The 22663-nt window shown below is 39.5% G+C and carries 20 protein-coding genes; 12 read left to right on the top strand and 8 right to left on the bottom strand.

Annotation, left to right across the window (positions count from 1 at the left end; genetic code table 11):
- Positions 1-24: 24 nt before the first annotated feature.
- Both B1F84_RS09110 and B1F84_RS09105 read right to left on the bottom strand, forming a co-directional pair.
- Positions 25-174 (bottom strand): DUF2897 family protein, encoded by a 150-nt coding sequence (locus B1F84_RS09110; protein ID WP_109874463.1) that lies wholly within the window; start codon positions 172-174, stop codon positions 25-27.
- An 85-nt stretch (positions 175-259) separates the two neighbouring features.
- The gene (locus B1F84_RS09105; RefSeq protein ID WP_131691240.1) at positions 260-796 is read right to left on the bottom strand and encodes an acyloxyacyl hydrolase; all 537 of its coding nucleotides are present in this window, start codon (positions 794-796) and stop codon (positions 260-262) included.
- Positions 797-1041: 245 nt separating this feature from the next.
- On the opposite strand from B1F84_RS09105, the gene B1F84_RS09100 reads away from it, so the two are divergent.
- The gene (locus tag B1F84_RS09100) at positions 1042-1635 is read left to right on the top strand and encodes an ABC transporter substrate-binding protein (RefSeq protein ID WP_036932808.1); all 594 of its coding nucleotides are present in this window, start codon (positions 1042-1044) and stop codon (positions 1633-1635) included.
- Positions 1636-1844: 209 nt separating this feature from the next.
- Positions 1845-3182, top strand: coding sequence for an ankyrin repeat domain-containing protein (locus B1F84_RS09095; RefSeq protein WP_131691239.1), 1338 nt, complete (start codon positions 1845-1847; stop codon positions 3180-3182).
- Between the two features lie 63 nt (positions 3183-3245).
- Here the strand turns inward: B1F84_RS09095 and B1F84_RS09090 are convergent, their stop codons facing one another.
- The 5 genes from B1F84_RS09090 to B1F84_RS09070 are packed head-to-tail and all read right to left on the bottom strand — an operon-like array spanning position 3246 to position 6766.
- Positions 3246-3698 carry a DUF2069 domain-containing protein gene (locus tag B1F84_RS09090; protein WP_008464564.1) on the bottom strand — a complete coding sequence of 151 codons (453 nt, stop codon included), beginning with the start codon at positions 3696-3698 and terminating at the stop codon, positions 3246-3248.
- On the bottom strand, positions 3695-4249 hold the full coding sequence (gene wrbA, locus B1F84_RS09085; RefSeq protein WP_131691238.1) for an NAD(P)H:quinone oxidoreductase: 555 nt from the start codon (positions 4247-4249) through the stop codon (positions 3695-3697). The genes B1F84_RS09090 and wrbA overlap by 4 nt, the downstream gene beginning before the upstream one ends.
- Positions 4249-4596: an arsenate reductase (glutaredoxin) gene (gene arsC, locus B1F84_RS09080; RefSeq protein WP_131691237.1), complete on the bottom strand. Its 348-nt coding sequence runs from the start codon at positions 4594-4596 to the stop codon at positions 4249-4251. Before arsC ends, wrbA begins: the two co-directional genes overlap by 1 nt.
- 55 nt (positions 4597-4651) lie before the next feature.
- Positions 4652-6109 (bottom strand): M48 family metalloprotease, encoded by a 1458-nt coding sequence (locus tag B1F84_RS09075; RefSeq protein ID WP_131691236.1) that lies wholly within the window; start codon positions 6107-6109, stop codon positions 4652-4654.
- Between the two features lie 12 nt (positions 6110-6121).
- The gene (locus tag B1F84_RS09070; protein ID WP_008464571.1) at positions 6122-6766 is read right to left on the bottom strand and encodes a hypothetical protein; all 645 of its coding nucleotides are present in this window, start codon (positions 6764-6766) and stop codon (positions 6122-6124) included.
- 143 nt (positions 6767-6909) lie between these two features.
- On the opposite strand from B1F84_RS09070, the gene B1F84_RS09065 reads away from it, so the two are divergent.
- The 8 genes from B1F84_RS09065 (at position 6910) to B1F84_RS09030 (ending at position 19746) form a co-directional block, all read left to right on the top strand.
- Positions 6910-7128 carry a hypothetical protein gene (locus B1F84_RS09065; protein WP_008464573.1) on the top strand — a complete coding sequence of 73 codons (219 nt, stop codon included), beginning with the start codon at positions 6910-6912 and terminating at the stop codon, positions 7126-7128.
- Positions 7121-8197: an AI-2E family transporter gene (locus B1F84_RS09060; protein ID WP_131691235.1), complete on the top strand. Its 1077-nt coding sequence runs from the start codon at positions 7121-7123 to the stop codon at positions 8195-8197. The genes B1F84_RS09065 and B1F84_RS09060 overlap by 8 nt, the downstream gene beginning before the upstream one ends.
- 108 nt (positions 8198-8305) lie before the next feature.
- Complete coding sequence (locus tag B1F84_RS09055) at positions 8306-10558, top strand: aminotransferase class V-fold PLP-dependent enzyme (RefSeq protein WP_131691234.1); 2253 nt, start codon at positions 8306-8308, stop codon at positions 10556-10558.
- A 310-nt stretch (positions 10559-10868) separates the two neighbouring features.
- Entirely contained in the window at positions 10869-12515 is a 1647-nt protein-coding gene (pgi, locus tag B1F84_RS09050; RefSeq protein WP_131691233.1) for a glucose-6-phosphate isomerase, read from the top strand.
- Positions 12516-12751: 236 nt separating this feature from the next.
- Entirely contained in the window at positions 12752-14224 is a 1473-nt protein-coding gene (gene zwf, locus B1F84_RS09045) for a glucose-6-phosphate dehydrogenase (protein ID WP_131691232.1), read from the top strand.
- 3 nt (positions 14225-14227) lie between these two features.
- On the top strand, positions 14228-14938 hold the full coding sequence (pgl, locus tag B1F84_RS09040) for a 6-phosphogluconolactonase (RefSeq protein ID WP_076918500.1): 711 nt from the start codon (positions 14228-14230) through the stop codon (positions 14936-14938).
- 577 nt (positions 14939-15515) lie between these two features.
- The gene (locus tag B1F84_RS09035) at positions 15516-18134 is read left to right on the top strand and encodes a TonB-dependent receptor (RefSeq protein WP_131691231.1); all 2619 of its coding nucleotides are present in this window, start codon (positions 15516-15518) and stop codon (positions 18132-18134) included.
- Between the two features lie 76 nt (positions 18135-18210).
- On the top strand, positions 18211-19746 hold the full coding sequence (locus B1F84_RS09030; protein WP_076918502.1) for a tryptophan halogenase family protein: 1536 nt from the start codon (positions 18211-18213) through the stop codon (positions 19744-19746).
- A gap of 37 nt (positions 19747-19783) precedes the next feature.
- Here the strand turns inward: B1F84_RS09030 and B1F84_RS09025 are convergent, their stop codons facing one another.
- Positions 19784-20494, bottom strand: a complete 711-nt coding sequence (locus tag B1F84_RS09025) for a DUF6445 family protein (RefSeq protein WP_131691230.1) — start codon at positions 20492-20494, stop codon at positions 19784-19786.
- Positions 20495-20792: 298 nt separating this feature from the next.
- Here B1F84_RS09025 and B1F84_RS09020 point away from each other — a divergent pair, with 298 nt between their 5' ends.
- Together B1F84_RS09020 and B1F84_RS09015 are read left to right on the top strand one after the other, a co-directional pair.
- Complete coding sequence (locus B1F84_RS09020; RefSeq protein ID WP_131691229.1) at positions 20793-21494, top strand: SapC family protein; 702 nt, start codon at positions 20793-20795, stop codon at positions 21492-21494.
- Between the two features lie 125 nt (positions 21495-21619).
- Positions 21620-22660, top strand: a complete 1041-nt coding sequence (locus B1F84_RS09015; protein WP_131691228.1) for an isoaspartyl peptidase/L-asparaginase — start codon at positions 21620-21622, stop codon at positions 22658-22660.
- Positions 22661-22663: the final 3 nt, after the last annotated feature.

The following is a 22663-nucleotide window of genomic DNA, read 5'->3' as shown; positions in this document are numbered from 1 at the left end:
ATTAGTTGAAAAAGCCCTGAATATTCAGGGCTTTTTTGTTTCTTTGTCTTGCGTTGATGAAATTGATACTGAGGGTTTAAACTCGCTTTTTGCACTTAAGCGCAGCAGTACTAAATTGCCGATAACAATAGCCAGTACAATCGAGATAACGAGTACGATTTGCCAAATTTGCATTACGATGCTCTTATATTTTATTAAGCGGTTATTATGACCACATTAAATAAAAGCTGCAATGCTCTCTAGGGCTGTAAATAAGCAATTAGAAACGTTGTGCCACCGACAAGGTTAAAAAGTTAATCCCTGGGTTGGGAGATTTAAATCCGGCGTTTGAATAGTGAATAATTCGCAGCGCTACATTGGTTTCACCAAAATCCGCCACTAGACCTATTCTGTCTTCAAACTGGTAGTGAGTACTTAGGTTTTTATCTGCAAAATAGCGTTCATCAAGCAAGGAAAAGCCAATACCAGCCTCTACATAAAATGGCGTATTGTATAGGCTAAATGCTGGGAACTGCACTACTGGCGAAACAGCTAACACCAGGTTTGATTGTGACTGTTGATCATGGCGGTAATGCCACAGGTTAATGCTGCTTTCAAGGTAAAAGCGGGCATCACCCACAAAGTTTTGCGCACCCTCTGGATGATACTGATACGCAAGCTTTACTCCAGTTACATTGCCTTCGCCTTTTAATAAGTCTACAGCGTAGCCATGGTTTGGTGATGCATAGGCTGCATGAGTTGTCAGTAAAAATAAACAAAAAACAATAATAGAAATCATACTATATGAGGTTTTCATAACGCCAACTACGGGGGAAATTAAATTAGTAATTAAATGATAAGGGCGGTGAATTACTGTTTTCAATGAGGACAAAAATCCGCTTGTAGATGGCTTGTTAACTGAACACTTTAACTGATTGAATTTATTTAACTAATTATATTGGTGCTAATTGGGCATTAATAAGGTGCTTATTTATTCCTTTTTTGTTGCCTGTTATTTGCGTAAATTACGCTAAACTTAATTATTTAAACTATCCATTTATTATGAAACTTATAAAGCTTTTAGTGGTTGTTGCTGTTTTTTTCAGTAGTGCTTTGTATGCACAAACTCAGCCGTCACCTAAACAATTATTGCAAACTGTAGCCGAATCATTATTTAACGATATTGGGCAGGTAAATGCGCAAGGTAATGCCAGCAAAGAAGCGATGTCTTTAATTGTTGAGCAGCGTTTGATGCCACATATTGATATTAAGTTTGTGTCGTTTAAATTATTAGGTAAACATATTAAAGGTATCAACCGCGAGCAGGGCGTTGCGTTTATTGGTGCGGTGGAGCATTACTTAACGGGTACTTATGCGAGTGCACTAATGAAGTATACAGGGCAAGATGTAATATTTGAGCAAGACGCCGCTGCAAGCGACTCTAAATTTGCCACTGTTAAAACGCAAATTATTGAAACTAATAAACCCACCATAGATCTGCACTTTAAACTGCGTTTGGGGAATGATCAGCAATGGAAAGTATACGATATTGTTGCTGAGGGAATTTCGTTACTCAGTGCTAAGCAAAAAGAGATCATTCAACGAATTTCTGATGTGGGATTAGACCAAGTCACAGCTGAACTGCAGCAAAGTTAGTTCCTTTGCAATTAAAAGCTCCAACCGTAAAAGCAGCTGATGGCGCATGTCGTTAGCTGCTTTTGTATTTTGGTCTATATTGCATGAGTTTACGCTAGCTTGACTACCAAGCTGTGTTAGAATATGACTTCTTTGATTAAGCGTGGTGTCAGCTAAAAACTGTTATAACTGACCACTCACCCGAGCTACACTGGAGTTGTGTTGTTTTAATGGAAAATGTACTAATTTGGCCAAAGGAATACCCGTTATTGGTCAAAGGGCTGGTTGAACAAAACGGTGCCTTCATTTTAGATGCTTTAGAAGCTTGGCCTGCCTGTCGCTCTACTGAAGAAGATGATGGTGTTTGTACTACGGTTTTGCCCCCAATTTATTATTTAACCTGGTTAACCCCCCTAGAGCCGTTTGAAGAATGTTATTTTCAGCATATCTGTGAATATGATGAAGATGCACAAGTCTATATTGCTGCACTTAAAGAGCATTATTTTGCCAATGATTACAGTATAGAAAATATTGTTTTAATGTTGTGTCAGCGACTTGAAAAATACGCAAGTGTATCGGCACAAAATAATATTGAAACGCCGCTTTCATTAATCAGTCTGTTTTTTAGTAAACGTTTTTTTACTTTGATAGAACATGCGCTTGAACAGGGTGCTAAGCTGTCAGCTGCAGATACCTTATCTATTTGGCAAGAGGTCGACTTTAGAGAGCGTTTAAGTGCGCATATTCCTCAGTCGATTGCAGACATTGAATATTTAGCAGAGCTTACTAGCGAAAAGGTAGCTGCAGGCAAAGATTACTTTACTTTATTAACTCAGGTTTCGCCTGATGTTGATTCTATTGTGTTGTTAGAAAATGCCTTACTTGCCCATTTAAACAAGAAAAAAGCTAAGCAAACCATGGCCATGCGCTTTATTGAACAAGGTGCGACGGGTACCTTGACCGATGAAGATAACAAAACAGCATTTATGTGGGCTGCAGAAAAAGGCTATGTAAATGTAATAGAAATGCTCCTGCAATACCAAGATAAAAAAGCCGTAGACATTAAAGGTAATACAGCGCTGCATTACGCGGTGATGAGTAAAAATGAATCGTTAATGATTTTATTGCTTAAAGCAGGGTATGATTTTAGAGCGCGTAATAACGACGGATTAAGTTGTTACCGTTTAGCTGTAAGCATCAAAGCCAGTAACTTAGTTAAATGCCTTGAACGTGATTTTGGTATTAAAGAATTATCGCCAGAAGGGCAGTTGGAGAGAATTAAAAAAGTGCATGTATTACATGCGGTTGTGGCTTTATTGTTACCGCTACAGTTGTTTTTCTTTTTTGATGAAAATATCACTATAAAAAGTGAGCTCACTCTTTTTATGACCATGACGGCGGTGGTGTGTTTTTTCTTTGCAACAAATTTAAAGCGCTGTTCGTTGTATCCGCACGTAAAGCACCCTTGGGGGTTGTTTTTATTAAGAATGATGTCGGTTTTTAGCCTTGTATCCCAGCTAGGTTTAGCGTGTATAGTGGGACTAGCAGCTTTAAGTGAGTTAGTTTAACCACTTACTTAATTATAAAAAAACGCGCTAATAAAGCGCGTTTTTTATGTTCTGAGCTGATAGCTATGAGTTGTTTTTATCGTGTTCATGCGCTGCTTTTTCTTCAGCAAGCTCATCTTTAAGCTTACGAATCTTAAGTCCAAGCTCTTGTCCTCTATGGCGTGCATAGTAAGTACAGCCAATAAACATAGATGAGGCAAATAGTAACTCTAGCAATACCCATACTAACTCATCTTGAGCAACCCACAGCAATGTAAAACCATGGATAAAATAAAACATAACAATGAAGTTAGCCCATGCATAGGTGTAGGTTTTATCTTGTAGTATGCCTTTTAAAGGTAATAATAGCGGTAGCACATAGACTAAAAAGAGAAAGGCGTCACTGTGGCCTTCTCTTGGTGCTAATACAAACATCCATAGTGGCATTAAAATAAGCAGGCCAAAATAACCAAATAGGGCTAGGCGCTGAAATTTTACGGTCACTGGCTTTTTAGCAGACTCGCTATTTTGGGTCATTTAAGTTTACTCGCTACTTGAGTCAAGCGTTTGCCTACGCTTTGACATATTTTAATTTCATCTTTACTTAGGGTAGAGCTGTTACTGCTGCCTGCTACGTGGGAAGCGCCGTAAGGTGTGCCTCCTGTCTCGGTGCCAAGTAACTCTGGTACATCGTAAGGTACCCCCATTAACATCATCCCGTGATGCAATAACGGCAGTGATAAGTTAAGTAGGGTTGCTTCATTGCCCCCATGCATACTACTCGATGATGAGAACACACAAGCAGGTTTATCGATAAGTTGACCTTTAAGCCAAAGATCGCTGGTGGTTTCCCAGAATGTCTTTGCTTGTGCGGCCATCATGCCAAAGCGGGTAGGTGTACCAAATGCAAGCCCATCACAAGCGACTAAATCGTCTTTATTTATCACAATGTCATGTGGGTTTTTAGCCACAAACGTACGCAGTAAGGCGGTTGCGCCTTGTTGCTCTATTGATTCTGCAATCTCATGCGCCATAGCTTCTACAGAGCCATGGCTTGAGTGGTACAGCACCACAATGGTTGTACTCATTATAGAACGCTTAATACGTTTTCTGGCGGACGACCCAAGGCCGCTTTATTGTTGTTAACAACAATGGGGCGTTCAATTAATTTTGGGTTTTCGACCATGGCAGTAATAAGAACCGACTCATCATTTTCGTCTTTTAAATTAAGGGCTTTATATTGCTCTTCTTTGGTGCGCATTAAATCGCGTGCCGAATTAAACCCCAGTTGAGAAACTAAGATACTAATTTGCTCATGAGAAAGCGGTGTTTTTAAATATTCAACAACACTTGGTTCAATGTTTTTACTTTGTAATAGGTTAAGTGTTTCACGTGATTTTGAACAACGCGGATTGTGGTAAATAGTAACTGACATAAAAGGTGCATCCAAAGTATAAATTGCGGCTATTTTAGGTGAACTCAGCAAAGACTTAAAGCCTTGCAAGCTCTTTTTGCAATAACCGATATTGTGTGAGTAACGCTTTTAAACGCTGTTGTTTTACATTTTCACTAGGCTCTACAAAATTAAGCGCTTTTTGTATTTCGTCAGCGGCTTTTAAATATGCGCCATATTGCGATAACACATCGGCGTTAGCTTCATGATACGCGGCCAACTTTTCTTGCTTTTTATAGGCGTCGGTTAAAAGCTGTTTACCTAAACTGTGATCTGGTTTTTCTAATAAAAACGACTTTAGTATGTTTTCAGCTAACTCATATTGCTCAGCTTCTAACGCGGCGTTTGCATAATTTAAAGTGATTACTTGGTTGTTTGGCCGATAGTTGTTTAATTCGCTTAAGTAACTAACTGCGTCAGCTGCTTTTTTTTGTGCAATTAGCAAGTCTGTTTTTGTATCAATATAAAATAAGTTTTTAGGATCGCTTGCCAATAACTTATCCAGGATAGGCTGTGCTTCATCCGTTTTCTTTTGATCAACTAAGCTAATCGCTAAACCATACTGTAGTGCTACGTTATTGTAGGTATTTTCGCGCATTAACTTTCTAAATAAGGCCTCTGCGTTTTCGGGTTTGTTATCGTAACGTGCCAATACACGGCTTTTTGCTAAGTTAAAATCAAGGCTTGAGCCTATCTGGCGTTTTGGATATTGCTCGGCGCGCAAGCGTACATCCGACACGCGGCTTTCTGGCAGCGGGTGAGTCAGTAGAAATGCCGGGGGTTTATATTTATAGCGAATTTGCGCTGCAAGTTTAGTTAAAAATTCACTGGAAGCTCGGGCATCAAATCCTGCATTATTAAGAGTTTGCATACCAATTCTATCGGCTTCTTGTTCGGCCGAACGGCTATGGGTGAGTTGGCTAAATGCCGACTGTGTTTGGCTGGCTGAAATTATCGCCATGCCTGCATCTGGGGCTACAACGGCTGCTAAAATACCGGCTATCATACCGGCAATAGTAAGACCGCTATTGTCTTGCTGTTGCTGAATGCGCCTTGCAAGGTGGCGCTGTGTAACGTGCGCAATTTCGTGACCAAGCACTGAGGCAAATTGACTCTCGTTATCGGCTTGAGCAATTAAGCCCGTGTGCACACCTACATGACCGCCATAAAATGCAAAGGCATTAATTTCGGGGTTATTTAACCAAAAAAATGAAAAACCAAAGCGCACATCATTGGCATTCGCAACTAACTTTCGGCCTAAAGTTGTTAGGTATTCATCAAGCACCGGATCGTTAATTAATGGCGAAGAGCCTCTGATCTGCATCATCATCACTTCACCAATTGCTTTTTCTTTTTCGAGCGGCAAAGCTTGCAGTGCAGACGTGCCTAAGTCGGGCAATTGAAGATTTGTTTGTGCCTTTAACGGCTCACTTATTAGTAGGCTAAATGTAAGCACTGCACTGCATAAAGTGATAAAGGCTGATTTTAGCTGCATTATATTCCTTGTTTATTTTTTATCAGGGGCACTAGCTGTATCATCTGTGTATAAACGGCTGTCCTTTTCACATAGTTGATAAAACGCCTTAATTGAGACCCCATCAACCTTAACAATGTTCAATTGAGTTTGTAAAAAAGCAATAATCTTATGAACCACTTTATGGGAATGTAATATAAGCGCTTTGTCTGCTTCATCGCCTTGGTCTAAGTAAAAGCCAATAAATTTATGTAACTGATTAATGCGAATAACGGTTTTCATGGTCAATGGATCCCACAGTATAAACTCCATTGACTCATCATGTCGTGCGTATCTATCGATGGCAGTATCATGAGAAAAAGGGAACGCTTGTAGTTCAAAGCCGCGCTCTGTAAATACCTGATGCAATGAAATTCGTGGCTTGTTATTGCTCTCTTTCTCAAAAAGCTCATTAGGGTCTATGCCTAACGCCTTGAGGTTCCAATTGCGCTTGTCGGTAATACGCTTTATGGCATTATCAAATCCATGATCAAAAATGCTTTCACACTCGCTTACTGACGAAGCTACTAAGTGATAAAAATGCGGCAGCTCCCCCCAATTAATTTGTTTTTTAAACCAATTAATTTCTTTGAGAGTTGGATTGCTAGGCAATTGCGCTTTATTATGCGAATTAGACATTAACGTATCCTTTTAGCTAACTATGCTATAAGGATAAACCATTGCAGAGGTTGTTTTAAGAAAAAGTTAAATTTAACTGCGGTTAATCTTAATTAGCCCAGGTATAGGACTTATTATTAATGTGAACAGGTAGCGAAACGAGTATGCTAGAGCTAGATTTGCGCGCTTATAAATGCCCACAGCAATTTATTCAGTTTAAATTAGGGCTGCGTGAGGCAATATCGTTAAGACAAGCAATTACCTTTAATATCTCAAGCGAGCAAAACACAGACGATATTGAACGATATTTGCAAAAAAAAATGTATTATTACAAGTTAAATAAACAACAATCGTTGTTATTAGTGGAGCCGTTGCGTGTTTGAATATGTAAAAGCATGGTATGAAAAAAAGTTTTCTGATCCTAATTCAGTTACTTTACTTTTTTTATTATTGGCACTGGTTGCCATGTTGTACTTTTTTGGCCCATTAATTGTGCCTGTGTTAGTGGCACTGATCATTGCTTATTTATTAGATTGGCCCGTGGTTCACTTGGAGCGGTTTGGCTTAAAGCGCTTTACCGCTACTAGCATAGTGATGCTTATATTTATTGGTATTATGCTTACTTTAATACTAGTTATAGGCCCGGTGCTTTGGCAGCAAAGTAGTAACTTAGTACAAGAAACCCCGCATATGGTAGAGCAAGGTAAATCGTTTTTACTCGACCTACCAGCTAAATACCCCAGCCTTATTAGTGCGGAGCAAGTGCAGTCTATTGTGGTAACGGTAGAAACCAAAGTGTTGGAATTTGGCCAAGTGGTGCTGTCGGCATCGCTCAATTCATTAAAAGATGCTGTTGCGTGGTTGATTTATCTTATTTTAGTACCACTACTGGTGTTTTTTATGCTTAAAGACAAAGTAGAGCTCAGTGCCAGCATTGCTAAACTGATCCCGCGCCAACGACGCTTAATTTTGCAAGTGTGGCATGAAATGAATCAGCAAATAATGAATTATATTCGTGGCAAAGTTTTCGAAATTTTAATTATTGGCTCGGTGTCTTTTATTGCCTTTACTGTATTGGACTTACGTTATGCGGCTCTGTTAGGTGTATTAGTTGGCTTTTCAGTACTTATTCCGTTTGTTGGCGCCGCGCTGGTTACTATCCCTGTGGCGGCGGTGGCGCTGTTTCAATTTGGTTTAGAAACACAGTTTTGGACCATTTTAATTATTTACGGCATTATTCAAGCGCTTGATGGTAATGTGTTGGTTCCTTTGTTGTTCTCTGAAGCGGTTGATTTAAATCCGGTGTTTATTATTGTCGCCGTGTTATTTTTTGGTGGGCTGTGGGGCTTTTGGGGCGTGTTTTTTGCCATTCCGTTAGCATCATTAGTAAAAGCGCTGATCAAGGCGTGGTCATCCACACATGAAGAACTCGCACAAGAGCTCGATAACTAAAAAAGCATAGTAAACGCATCCTTAAAACTAAAGATTATTATTCATTCCTATTAAAACTATGTATTATTGGGAATAAGATATATTTTTTAGTAATAAGGTGCGTTTTTAATGTCAGATTTTTTATTGCCAGATAAACCCAATGATCAAGTTTATCTCGATGCGAATGCGACCACACCTGTATTGCCATGTATTGCAGAGGTGGTGTGCCATGCGATGCAAATTTGCTTTGGTAATCCCTCAAGCCCCCATATAACAGGCATTCAAGCGAAGCACTTATTAGAACAAACTAGGCAAAAAGCGCGCAGCGTTATTGGCGCGCAGCAAGGCGATATTTTATTCACCTCGGGTGCTACTGAAGGTATTCAAACTGCTATCGTATCAACGCTAATTAATGCCAAACAGCACACAAAATCTAAACCGGTTTTATTGTATGGAGCAACTGAGCATAAAGCGGTGCCTAATACATTAAAACATTGGAATGCCGTGCTTGAAATTAATGCTGAAATTATTGCTATACCGGTTAACCGTAATGGTATTTTAGATTTAGACTTTATTGCTCAGCATATTGATAACGCCCTAATGATTTGTACTATGGCTGTTAATAATGAAACCGGTGTATATCAAGATTTAAGTGCTATAGAGAGGGTGATTCGTAGTCGTAATAATGATGTCACTTGGATGGTTGATTGCGTACAAGCACTGGGCAAGCAACAACTTAACCTAAGTGAAACAAGTATCGATTATGCGCCATTTTCAGGGCATAAACTCTATGCACCTAAAGGCATCGGCTTATTGTATATTCGTCAAGGTAGCCCATATACGCCGTTTATAGCTGGTGGAGGCCAAGAAAGTGGCATGCGCTCAGGTACAGAGAACCTGCCCGGTATTGCAGGGCTTAATAAGCTGTTTAGTTTGCTGCTTGATAAACAAGACGATACTTTTAAATCAACAGATATACTTAATTTGTATCGCGATAAACTGCATAATGCCTTGGTTGATACCTTCGGCTCTATTACCTTTAACCATGATTTTGCTTGTTCTGTGCCTACAACGTTAAACTTTGCAGTTAATGATTTAACCAGTAAAGAAGTTATTGATTTATTTGATGCTGCCGGTATCAGGGTGAGCGGTGGCTCAGCTTGTAGCACGGGGGCAACCCAAAGTTTTGTACTTGATGCGATGGGAGCCTCAAAATGGCAAAGTGAAAACGCGATTCGTTTATCATTTGGACCTGCCGCCACTATGGCGCAAATAGACTATGCATGTGAGCAAATTCGCGCACTCAAAACGGTATTACAAGCAAATTGCTTGGTTATTTCTGATAGCAGCCTTGTGGCCCAAGAAGTGTGTGCTTTGGGTCTTACCCAATTTAGACATCAAGGTGCTTGCAGTTGGTTGTATGTAGCTGACGATCAACAGGCATTTATTATTGACCCGATTATTGAACTGATCCCTCGCTTTGAAAAAATAGTGAATACGCAAAATTTAACTATTACTGCTATTTTAAACACGCATGAGCACCAAGATCGTCACTGTGCACTTAATTTAATGCGCAGTGCACTGAATGCAAACCTAGTTGCTGGCGAAGTTGATCAATTAGGTTGGCCTATTAACTGCGAACAGTTGCAACTAAACGAGCATGTACTTGAAAAGTTAGCGACGCCTGGGCACAGCCAAGATAGCGTGAGTTATTTATTAAACGCTAATAATGGCGATGTGCAGTACTGCTTTTGTGGTGATTTAATTTTACCTGCAGGGCTTGGTAATACAGTACTTGATGGGGGAGATGCGATGCAGATGGCACACTCTCTGACTCAGTTAGCGGCAGAGCTTAATCCGCAAAGTGTGGTGTGTTCTGGACATGATTATCAACAGTGTTTTGCCATGAATTGGGCTGTGCAACAGCAGCAAACACCTTTATTAAAAGCGCTTATTAAAGGTGATATCAGTCATGCTGAATTTGCCGTGCAAAAACAACAAGCCGATTCACAACAGGCCCGAGTAAATTCGCTTTGTGGCTATGTTAATGCAAAGCCTGCGGTAAACACTTCGCAGCTTAGCTTTAATCAAGCAAAGGACATGCTCTTACATGATAATGTGTATTTAATTGATACCCGAGAACCTTATGAGCATGGCGCAAACAATATAAGTGCATTGCTCAATGTTCCCGAGGCTAAAACTTTAAATATCCCCTTAAGTCGAATGGCCTATGCACTTACCCAAGACCAACTAGATAAAAAAAATAAATATATACTGGTGTGTCGAAGTGGGAACCGTTCAAAAATTGCGGCAGCAAATTTAATTGAACTTGGTTATAGCAGTGTTTTTAACTTATCAGGTGGTTTAGCATTGACAGGCTGATACCCTAATAAAGGAAAAAGGCCGACATGTGTCGGTCTTTTTTTTGTCTGCTTCAATTAGAAATTAATAAAATCTTCATTGTTCAGAGGGGTTGAACTGTTGTTAATTTCAATTTTTAATTTTATGATACCGGTGTCAAAAGCAAAAAATTGCGCTATTATCTGCATCAAAGCTTATAAAAATAACGCAAATTAGACTTTTTAAGCTATAATATTGGGCTTTGCTTTTTACAAAATTCGGTTATTTTGCGTCGTAAAAAATTAAATAAAGCGCTTTAAATCAATAGATTAATAAATTAGGGGATGTTTACATGGCGAGCCGTTCTGAGTTAGTAAGTTGGCAAGCACTAGAAAATAGTGCACAAAAGATGGCACAAACACATCTGAAAACTTTATTTGCACAAGACGATTCTCGTTTTTCTCAATTCTCTACTCAAATTCCTGGTGTATTGTTTGATTATTCAAAACAACGTATAGACGAAAGCGTATTTGCCCAATTAATCTCATTAGCTAAAGAGTGTGATATTGAAGCGTGGCGTGAAAAAATGTTTGCCGGTGAGAAAATAAATATCACCGAAGACCGTGCCGTATTGCATACCGCACTTAGAAATCGCGCCCATACACCGCTTATTGTTGACGGCGAAAATATTACAGAAGCGGTCGATAGTGAACTTGCCAAAATTAAGACCTTTGTTGAAAAAGTGCGTAGTGGCCAATGGCTAGGTTATACCGGAAAAGCGGTAAAAGATGTGGTTAGCATTGGTGTTGGTGGTTCAAACTTAGGGCCACAAACGGCAACAGAAGCACTTAAAGCAGTGGTTGATAAGCCATTAAACGTTCACTATGTTTCAAATGCAGATGGCGTACAAATTGCGTCTGTACTAGATAAAGTAAACCCTGAAACCACGTTGTTTGTAATTTCGTCAAAGACATTTACTACCTCAGAAACCATGACTAACTCAAAAACAGCGGTTGATTGGTTTTTAGATAGTGCAAAAGATGACAGCGCTATAGCAAAGCATTTTGTTGCAGTAAGCACCAATTTAGAAAAAACCGCTGCATTTGGTATTAGTGACGAAAACGTATTTACCATGTGGGATTGGGTTGGTGGTCGTTTTTCTCTTTGGAGCGCCATTGGCTTACCTATTGCACTTTATGCTGGGTTTGAAGCGTTTGAGGACATTCTAGAGGGAGCATTTGAAGTTGATGAGCACTTTAAATCGGCGCCGCTTGAACAAAATATTCCTTTGCTTATGGCGCTACTTAGCATCTGGAATACCAGCTTTTTAGGATTTGATTCGCAAGCTATTTTACCATACGACCAGGCACTGCATATGTTGCCAGCGTATTTACAACAAGGTGAAATGGAAAGTAACGGTAAACACGTCACTTTTGATGGGCAAACCGTACCTTACACTACCGTGCCTATTATTTGGGGTATGACAGGAATAAACGGTCAGCATGCGTTTTATCAATGTTTGCACCAAGGTAATGTGATTGTTCCTGCTGATTTTATTGGCTCTGTAAAGCCGCAGGTTAACGTAGATAAGCATCACGATATTTTATTATCGAATTTTTTTGCACAAACCGAAGCACTAATGAACGGGGTTGATGCACAGCAGATAACGGCTGATCTAACAGCTAAAGGCAAAACGCCTGCACAAATTGAAATGCTACTTAAGCATAAAATTCACCAAGGGAACCGCCCAACAACGTCTATATTATTAGACACGGTTGATGCAAAAGCGGTCGGTCGATTAATTGCACTTTATGAACATAAGATTTTTTGTCACGGTATTATTTTACAAATATGTTCATTTGATCAGTGGGGCGTGGAGCTTGGTAAAGGCTTAGCATCTAAAATTGAAGCTGAATTAACTGATGATAACGTGGTTAATGAGCATGACAGCTCAACACAGGGCTTAATGGCGTACTACAAACAACACCGTACGCAGTAACATTTTCACTTATTACACAATAAGTAACCAAATACCTTTGAACGGGTAGCGCTGGAGTCCTAGGGCCTGTATTTTTGTGAGAGGAATTACAGTGTCCCTAGACCCATTTTTTAATCGCGCAGATAACTAACAACATTAGCAGGCCTTGCGCTGAGGTCTGCATTATCCAGATAATAAACCGCTATAACTGATTACCAATACGGTAGTGGCAGGTAGCATAAACGTAGAGAGTAACTATGCTTAATCCTTTTGATATTATAATTTTTGGGGGCGGTGGTGATCTTGCGTTACGCAAATTACTTCCTGCAATGTATCGAGCATATCAAGAAGGTAACTTACCGCAAGGCTCACGTATTTTGCCTACCGTGCGCGAACAAAGTAAATGCGATGAATACATCGATACTGCACACAAAGCATTACAAGAATTTTTAAGCGAAGGCGAATATAACGCAAAAGATTGGAAATCGTTCTCAGGCTTTTTAGTACCCGTAGTGAGCAATGTTACCGAAGCGGATGATAACTGGGATGTATTGAAAAAAATTCTAGATGAAGACGACAGCGATAAATCGCGAGTATTTTACTTATCTCTTCCACCTGCTGTTTATGGCACCTGTTGTGAAATATTATCAACTAAAAAACTAATTACTGCTAACTCGCGCGTTGTAGTAGAAAAACCGATTGGTTACTGCGGTGAGTCAGCCGAAGTGATTAATGCGAAAATTGCACAGTACTTCAACGAAGAACAAATTTTCCGTATTGACCACTACTTAGGTAAAGAAACGGTTCAAAACTTAATGGCCTTGCGTTTTTCAAATTCATTATTTGAGAACATGTGGGATGCTAAATCGATTGATAATATTCAAATTAGCTTGTCAGAAACGGTAGGGCTTGAAAGCCGTGCTGGTTTTTATGACAAAGCGGGTGCCTTACGTGACATGGTGCAAAACCACTTGTTACAGCTACTTTGTTTAGTGGCTATGGAGTCACCACATAAGTTAAACGCTAACAGCATCCGTAACGAAAAATTAAAAGTATTAGAAGCATTACGTCCACTTGAAGGCACAGATGTTGATAATAATATTATTCGTGGTCAGTACGTACCTGGTGATTTAAACGGTAAAATAGTCCCAGGTTACCTTGAAGAGCTAAACGAAGGGGCGAGTAAAACCGAAACTTTCGTTGCTATTCGTGCGCATATTGATAACTGGCGTTGGGCGGGCGTGCCTTTTTATCTGCGCACCGGTAAACGCATGGCGAAGCGCTGCGCTGAAATTGTAGTGCAATATAAAAAAGTATCGCATAACGTGTATGAAGACAGCGTAGGCAATATTGAACCAAATCGTTTGATTATTCGCTTACAGCCTCAAGAAAGCATTCAGTTAACACTGATGTCAAAGCGTCTTGATAACTTAGATATGCAACTTGAACCTGTAACGATGAATATTGAGTTGTCACAAGCGTATAGTAATGGTTTCCATTCTGATGCTTATAAACGTTTAATGCTTGATGCGGCCGCTAATAATCCTTCATTATTTATTCACCGCGACGAAGTACGCCAAGCGTGGAAATGGATTGATCCAATTATTGAGCGTTGGCAAGAGAAGGGTAAACCTTCATTGTACCGAGCGGGTAGTTGGGGTCCTGAAGACGCTGATGATTTATTAGCAGAGAATAACCATGTTTGGTTTAACACCGGTGATAAGGCATAAGTAATGGCAACAATAGTAGAAAAGTTTTTTGACGATAAAGCCGCTTTAACTGATGAATTATCTCAGTCATTAGAGCAGGCCTTACGTGATGGTATTGAAGCTGATGGCCGTGCAGTGCTAATGGTTTCAGGTGGCTCTTCACCTGAACCTGCGTACAAGCATTTATCAACCCTTGATTTAAACTGGGCTCATGTTGATGTTGCTATGGTTGATGAACGTTGGGTAGAGGCAAGTCACGAAAAGAGTAATGAAGCATTCATTAAGCGTACCTTGCTACAAAACCATGGTGCAGCGGCTAATTTTATTAGCATGAAAAATGCAGCAGCCACTGCAGAGCAAGGTGTTGATGCGTGTGAAGCGCAGTTTCAAGCATTAAAGCGTCCGTTTGATGTGACTATTTTAGGTATGGGCCCAGATGGACATACAGCTTCGTTATTTCCACATGCTCAAGGGCTAGAAAACGGCTTAGATTCAAGTCAACTTGTGTGCGCCATTAATGCAATTGAGAGTGATGTAACAGGGAGTATTACCGAGCGCATGAGCTTAACCCTAAATGCAATTTCACAATCTAAAGTAGTTAAATTACTCATTAGTGGCGATGAAAAGCTGGCTGTGTATAAACAAGCTTTAGCGGGTGGTGATGTGAATGATATGCCGTTACGTGCAGTACTGAACCATCCTGAGATCAACATTGAAGTGTATTGGGCACCTTAATTTAGTCTAAACTAGCTGCTTTAAAACCATGTTGAATTGATGGTTTAATGAAAGGTCAGTCGCTTTTGCTACTGGCCTTTTTTATTGGTGAGTTGTTTTCACTCTTGATTAATTTATACAACAAAGTGTTGTAAAAAATTTTGAAGCTTAAATATTACCCTAAAACTAAGTACCTTTTAAATCCTCTTACAACTCCCTAAAACCACTGAATAAATCTTTATTTATCAATTAAAACAATTAGTTATCACATGGTTGAAATTGAGCAATATAGCGTTTTAATCGCATCTGCTATCCGCGCAGTCATCTACTTTAAATACATTAAGTATAAAAAACGTCATTATTTACATGCTTGGTATGAAGAGTAATTACCAGTCGAACTCTACTTTTTCATGAAATAATTAATCACTTTTAAACCAATGGCTTAATTGTAAATGAGTTAAATTTCATACAAAAAGCGCGGAAAAATGTAGCAAAATTGTAATTTAGCATGTATGGTTTGTTACTACTATGACAGCGCTGTCATGGCGGTTAGGCAAAATGATAAACAAAACCAATAAAATGATTCGAGGGGAATCCTGTGTTAGCTAAAAATTTTAAAAAAAGCTTATTAGCAGTAAATATCGGCTTAGTTGTGGGAGCTGGGTTTACTGGTGCTGCATTCGCAGCCGATGAAGTTAAAGTTCAAGATGATGTTGAAGTTATTGAAGTACGCGGTATTCGCGCTTCAAATAAAGAAAACTTAAACGGAAAACGTTTTTCTAATGCTGTTGTCGACGTAGTAACAGCGGAAGATGTTGGTAAGTTTCCTGATGGCGATGTAGGTGAGTCTCTTGGTCGTATTTCTGGTGTCAGTGTATCTCGTCAGTTTGGACAAGGTCAGCAAGTATCAATACGTGGTGCTTCAGCACAACTTACACGTACATTACTTGATGGCCATACTGTTGCGTCAACAAGTTGGTTTGACCAACAAGCAGTAGACCGCAGTTTCAACTACTCATTATTACCTTCAGAATTAGTCGGTGGCTTAGAAGTTTATAAGTCGTCACAGGCTAATCTAGTTGAAGGTGGTATTGGTGGTACGGTTATCGTTAAAACACGAAAACCACTAGATTTAGAAGCAAACACTGTGTTTGCAAGTGTAAAAGCTGATTATGGTACAGTTTCTGAAGAGACAGATCCTGAACTTTCTGGCTTATACAGCTGGAAAAACAATAACGAAACATTTGGTATCCTAGCGGCAGGCTCATTATCTGAAGTAGATTACCAACGTAACGGTATTGAATCATCAGGTGGCTGGAGTGGCGGTATGGCGCCAACAACATTCCAACAAGCGCGTGAACGTATGGCGTACAATGTTGCCATGCAATATCAGCCGTCAGATTCACTTGTATTAGGCTTGACTTACACTAGCTTAGAGTTAGATGCTAATAATGCTAACTCGCAAATCATTATCTTCCCAGGTGAGGGCTCATGTGAGCAAGTTAACGCATCTGGTAACTGTGTCTCTCGCAACATAGATGGCACTGGTACTGCTTTTTTCCAAACATGGGCGCGTAAAGCAAGCATGAAGTCTGATACTGTTGATTTAGACTGGCAGTATGATGCAGAGTCATTCACATTTAAAGGCCGTGTAGGTAAAACCAGTGCTGATAGTGACGTAACAACTGCAAACTATGGTATGTTTGCTAATAATAATAGTGACCTAAATGGTTCTATGGATATGACTGGTGATGTGACTAAATTTAATTTAGCAAACCAATCTTACGATGCGAGCATTTTACCTGATACCATCAGTCCGCAAACATGGGCGCCTGAATATAACCCTGATTCAGATGAAGAAAGCTACTTAAACTTAGATTTCGAAATTCCACTTGATCTTGGTGTGGTTACTGCTATTAAAACTGGTTTAAGATATGCCGATCATAAAGTTGTTCAAGATGGTAATGCTGCTATTGTAAACCCAGATTTAGTGCCTGTGCGAAATGCATCTGCATACTACCCTGGTACAGTGACTGCGGGCGGTGGCTTTGTTATACCTGAACCTGATATGGATTTAATGATTGCTGATTCATTAGCAATGACTGAAGGTTATACTGCACGCCCACAAGCTTATGGCACCATTGAAGAAGAAAATTTAGCAATCTATGCGATGGCTGATTTTGACGCAGGTGGTATTCGCGGTAATTTAGGTGTGCGTTACATCTCAACTGATATTTCGTCAGATTACTATGACTTAAGCGATGAAGGTGTTTACGATTCTACCTTATCTACAGATAAAGCAGATTACAGTGAGTTCTTACCAAGCTTAAACGTCGTTATGGACTTAGCTGATAACGTCATTTTACGTACCTCGGCAGCACAAGTTATTTCTCGTCCTAATTACGCTGACTTATTTGCAACGCGTAATCTAGCTGGCTATACAGATAATCGCCCTTTAAATGAAGTTTTAAATACTGGTAACGTTGGTTTAAGCCCGTTTAAAGCATTCCAAGCTGATATCGGTGTTGAATGGTATTTTGATGACGATGCAATGTTAAGCGTCACTTACTTTACTAAAGAAGTAAGTTCGTTTATCTCTACACAACAACAAACGAATCAACAAATTGGTATTGATATCCCAGTTTATACAACCAACCCAGATGCAGGCGAACCACCATGTGGCGCGCAGCAATATGACTGTTGGACAGTGAGCTCTTCTACCAATGGTACAGGTGGTTCAATTGAAGGTATTGAGTTCCAAATTCAAGATTCGTTTGATAACGGCTTTGGTTATTCATTTAACTATACCTATTCAGATGCTGAGGCTCCAGCAGAGAACTACCCGGACCGTGTTGGTGTATTTTCTGATTCATCGAAAAATAGCTACAACGTAGTTGGTTTTTATGAAAATGATGATTTTTCTGCACGTTTAGCATATAACTGGCGTTCAGAGTTTATTATTCGTGAAGCACCAGGTTGGTATGGTAACCGTGAGCATCAAGCCTACGGACAGCTAGATTTCAGTGCAACGTACTCTGTCACTGACTACTTAGATGTTACTTTCGAAGGTATTAACTTAACAGAGGAAGACAGTATTCAGCTTGGTAATAATGATGCATCAACATCATTACCAAACCCTGATCTACTCAATGACTTCCCAGTGTGGAGCTTTGAAGGTGAAGCACGTTATAAACTTGGTGTAACAATGCGTTTCTAATACGCTGAGTTAATAAAAGTAATCTAGGCCCAGCATTGCTGGGCTTTTTTACGAGATTAAACATCATTGGTGATTTATGAATATAAAAAAAGTGGCAATTTTAGGTGGTGGAACAGCTGGTTGGTTAGCTGCAAACCACATTGGCAAAGAGCTGCTGAAGCGCAAAGGTGTTTCAGTGACTTTAATTGAGTCACCCGATATACCGCCAATTGGAGTAGGCGAAGGCACAGTACCCGACATAAGAAACACGCTAAAAACTTTTGGTATTCGTGAAGATGAATTTATTCGCCAATGTGATGCGACGTTTAAGCAGTCGATAAAATTTGTTAACTGGATGGACAAGAAAAAGCATGGGGAAGGTAACTTTTTTCATCACTTGTTTGATGTGCCAAACCCCTACGATACTAAACATTTAACTCAACATTGGTTAAACGATAAGCAAAAATCAAAAAGTCATGCGCAGTATTTATCTTCTCAGCACGCTATTTGTGAGGCTGGTTTAGCCCCCAAAAGTATCACTAATGCCCAATATGAGGGCGAGTTAGCTTATGCGTACCATTTCAATGCAGGGAAATTTGCGCAACTGCTCTCGTGTAATGCAAAAGATAAGTTTTCGGTGTCTCACGTACATACCAATGTAACTCAAGTAAAGCTTGCTAATGATGGCACAATAGCAGCGTTAGTGACTGACAGCGAAGGTGAACTTGAATTTGACTTTTATATTGATTGTTCGGGTTTTGAATCTTTACTCATAGATAAAGCTTTAAAAGTCCCTTTCGTTGATGTGTCTGACACTTTACTTATTAATAGCGCCTTAGTTGTGCAAGTACCTACAAAAGAAGACGATGATATTCCGCCTTATACACTTGCTACCGCTCATCAAGCTGGCTGGATTTGGGACATTGCGCTCACTAATAGGCGGGGAGTGGGCTTTGTTTATTCAAATAACCACATGACCGATGAACAAGCACATGAAAAATTGGATCGTTACCTAGGGGCAAGTAAGCAAGGTCTTAGTTATAGAAAAATCCCCATGAGAGTAGGTTATCGTGAAAAGTTTTGGCATAAAAACTGTGTCGCGCTTGGCTTAGCGCAAGGCTTTTTAGAACCATTAGAGGCAACCTCTATTTTATTAACTGATTTTTCAGCGAAGTTTTTAACCCTACGTTTTCCATCATCAACTGAGCAGCTTGAACAGTTAGAAACGCGGTTTAATCACGCTATGGGGTATGCGTGGGAACGTACTATTGATTTTATTAAATTGCACTACTGTATTTCAGATAGAACAGATTCAGCTTTTTGGGTGGCTAATAAAAGTGATGACACTATTTCTGAGTCATTAAAAGAAAAGCTTAGTTTGTGGGAAGAGTTCATTCCGGTTAGAGATGACTTTTTCAGCCAGTTTGAAGTGTTTTACTTAGAAAACTTTTTATTTGTACTTTATGGAATGCATTTCAACACTAAGGCACCGCCTTGTACCAGTGCAGAACATGAACACTGTTTAGTACGTTTACAACAACGAGCTGAGATAGATCAATACTTAATAAATAAGCTACCCAATCACAGAGCGCTTTTAGATAAAATTAAACAATATGGACTGCAGTCAATCTAATGATTTGTGAAAGGTTTAAGCGCTATATTCACAAAGATCATCGTACACTTGCGAAAGAGGCTATCGAAAGACGGCCTTTTTTAGCATCCGCTAAGCAGCTTTGTTCAGAATAAATATTGGCACTGTGTAATAAGTTACCTTGGTAAATAACAAGGCGGTTAAATTTAGCATCAACTTTAAAAACCTGTTCAAATAAACTTGTGCTGCCAGCTAAATAGCCTTGATGCTCATTAGGGTTCTTTTTAACATCATTAACTATATCTGCGAGCAGTGGCTTGTGCTGTTGTTTAAATTCAATAATGTTTTGAGGTATATACTTATAAATACTTGTTCCACCAAGCTCCTCTGGCGATAAGTAATGCACAAATGCGTAATCTCTCTCATCACAAGAATCAATATGCGGTACTTTTTGATCAACAATTAAATTCGCGGGTTTGCATGAAACTAATGAAAGTAAACTTTTATGAAGAACAGACTGCTGATAATCTTTATTGTCTATTTTAGGCAGTATTTCATTTTGAAAAAATGCATGTAAAACCCTTAAATAAGGTTGCGGCATATTGTCGCGAATACCAGGGTAGAAGGAGTTGTCTGAAAACATAGGGTTAAAGTAGGCTATGTTGTGAGCAAAATTCATTACACTACTGGTATCTAAAAGAAAATCATCAACAACGAAGGCTGATAGCTTGGTGCCAGGGATCATCAGTTTTTCAATTTTTAAGTTTGGGTTTACAGTTAAATTTTTCATTATTTTAGTGTCTATTTTTGATGGGCTTATTTAAATGTGAACTTTCTATTTAGGCACAAAATTAATATACCACCGAAGACAGCGTTGTCAAAGAGCGCTTTTTGAGCTAATTGTGTTTACGAATTTCTTCTTCAGTGGCGTTTATTGGTTATTTGTTGAAATAATAAGCGATAATGTTTTTGTTAATTATTAACGTACAAAATGACACAAAATTTTCACTTCCTTTTTGTCACCAAAACCATTAGCCTTAGGCTACTAACAGTAAAAAATCAAATTTATAAAATAACGGAGCAGTAACATGGCGGAGCAACAAGTACAGCCTTTACACAACGAAAAACATGCCAATACTAAAATTAAAAATGGCATCAACATCGAATTTATGAAAACTCAACACTTAGTGCCAGTGGTTGCACATGAGTTTGCGCGTATTGCTAATGAATTCCCAATGTCTTTTGTTAAAAATAACGAAACAGGTACTTTCCAAGCGGTTGCTATGTTTGGTCTAGAGCCAGGTGAAAATTTATTTATTGATGGCGACAAATGGACAGCAGCATTTGCACCTATGGCAACAACGCGTTACCCATTAGGTTTAGTAAAGCACCCAGAGCAAGATCAATTTGGTATTGTAATTGACGAAGCAAGCCCGTTAGTAGGCGAAGAAGGCAATGCATTATTCGAAAACGGTGAGGAAACTGACTACCTGAAGCGCCGCAAAGAAGCGTTAGTATCATTTATTGAGTTTTCTCAAGTAACTGATGCCTTCACTAAATTCCTTGCTGATAAAGAACTACTGGTAGCACAAACGCTAACAGTTGATATTAAAGGCGAGAAAAAAGACATCAACGGTATTTACCTTATTGATGAGAAAAAATTAAATGAACTAAGCGATGCAGACTTCCTTGAGCTTCGTAAGCGCGGTTATTTAGCACCAATCTATTCTTTCTTAACGTCTACGCACCAAGTAGCACGTTTAGCGCGTTTAAAAGCGCAACAAGCGTAATTTTAAACAGAATTAAAAAAAGCGCCTTAGGGCGCTTTTTTTGTGCCATTAAACTCAGTTCACTTGAAAAACGCTTCATAACCATTCACATTGGTTTTAATCCTGTATTTATAAAAGAACACACAATGAAAAAATCACTATTATTAGGGCTCATTGCAACAAGTTTAATGGGGTTGAGCACGCAGGCATTGAGTGAAAACACAAATACGCCGTTTGCCATTGCGATTCATGGCGGTGCAGGCACGATTGAAAAAAGTAAATTTACGGCAGATCAAGAGCAAGCTTATCGCAATAAATTAACAGAAGCTGTTGAGGCCGGATATAAGGTACTTGAACAAGGCGGAGAAAGCCTTGATGCAGTGACTACTGCCATTGAAGTACTTGAACAATCGCCTTATTTTAATGCTGGGCGTGGTGCGGTATATACCTATGATGGTAGTCACGAATTAGATGCCTCTATAATGGATGGTCGCAATCGTCAAGCTGGCGCTGTGTCAGGTATTAAACATATCGAAAGTCCAATTAAACTTGCCCGGTTAGTAATGGAAAAATCAGTGCATGTGATGTTAAGTGGTCAAGGTGCAGAAGAGTTTGCCAAAGAGCAAGGCATTAGCCTAGTAGAGAACAATATATTTGATACTGAGCATCGTTATGAGGCTTTATTAAAAGCCAAAAAGAAACTCGAGGCGAGCAAAAATACCAGTAAAGATTATCAGGCAGCGCATAAAGCCTTACCAGTAAATTATAAAGTGGGCACGGTCGGAGCGGTGGCACTGGATAAACAAGGGAATTTAGCAGCGGGCACGTCAACTGGCGGAATGACCGCAAAACGTTTTGGTCGTATTGGCGATGCACCGGTTATTGGCGCAGGTACTTTTGCTGAAAATGCCTCATGTGCGGTTTCGGCAACTGGGCACGGCGAATATTTTATTCGTTATAATGTGGCAAGTGATATTTGTGCGCGAGTAAAGTACCAAGGTAAAACCATAGACCAAGCAGGTAATGAAGTAATAAACGAGGTGCTTAAACCGATAGGGGGCACAGGCGGTGTTATTATTATTGATACAAAAGGCAGTATTAGTCTGCCCTTTAATACTACTGGCATGTATCGTGCGAGTAAGTCCAATACGCAAGCAACTTATGTAGGTATTTTTAGCGACGAATAAACG

Origin of the sequence: Pseudoalteromonas sp. DL-6 (assembly GCF_004328665.1) — a bacterium.
GTDB lineage: Bacteria > Pseudomonadota > Gammaproteobacteria > Enterobacterales > Alteromonadaceae > Pseudoalteromonas.
This window is presented reverse-complemented; position numbering and strand designations above follow the sequence as displayed.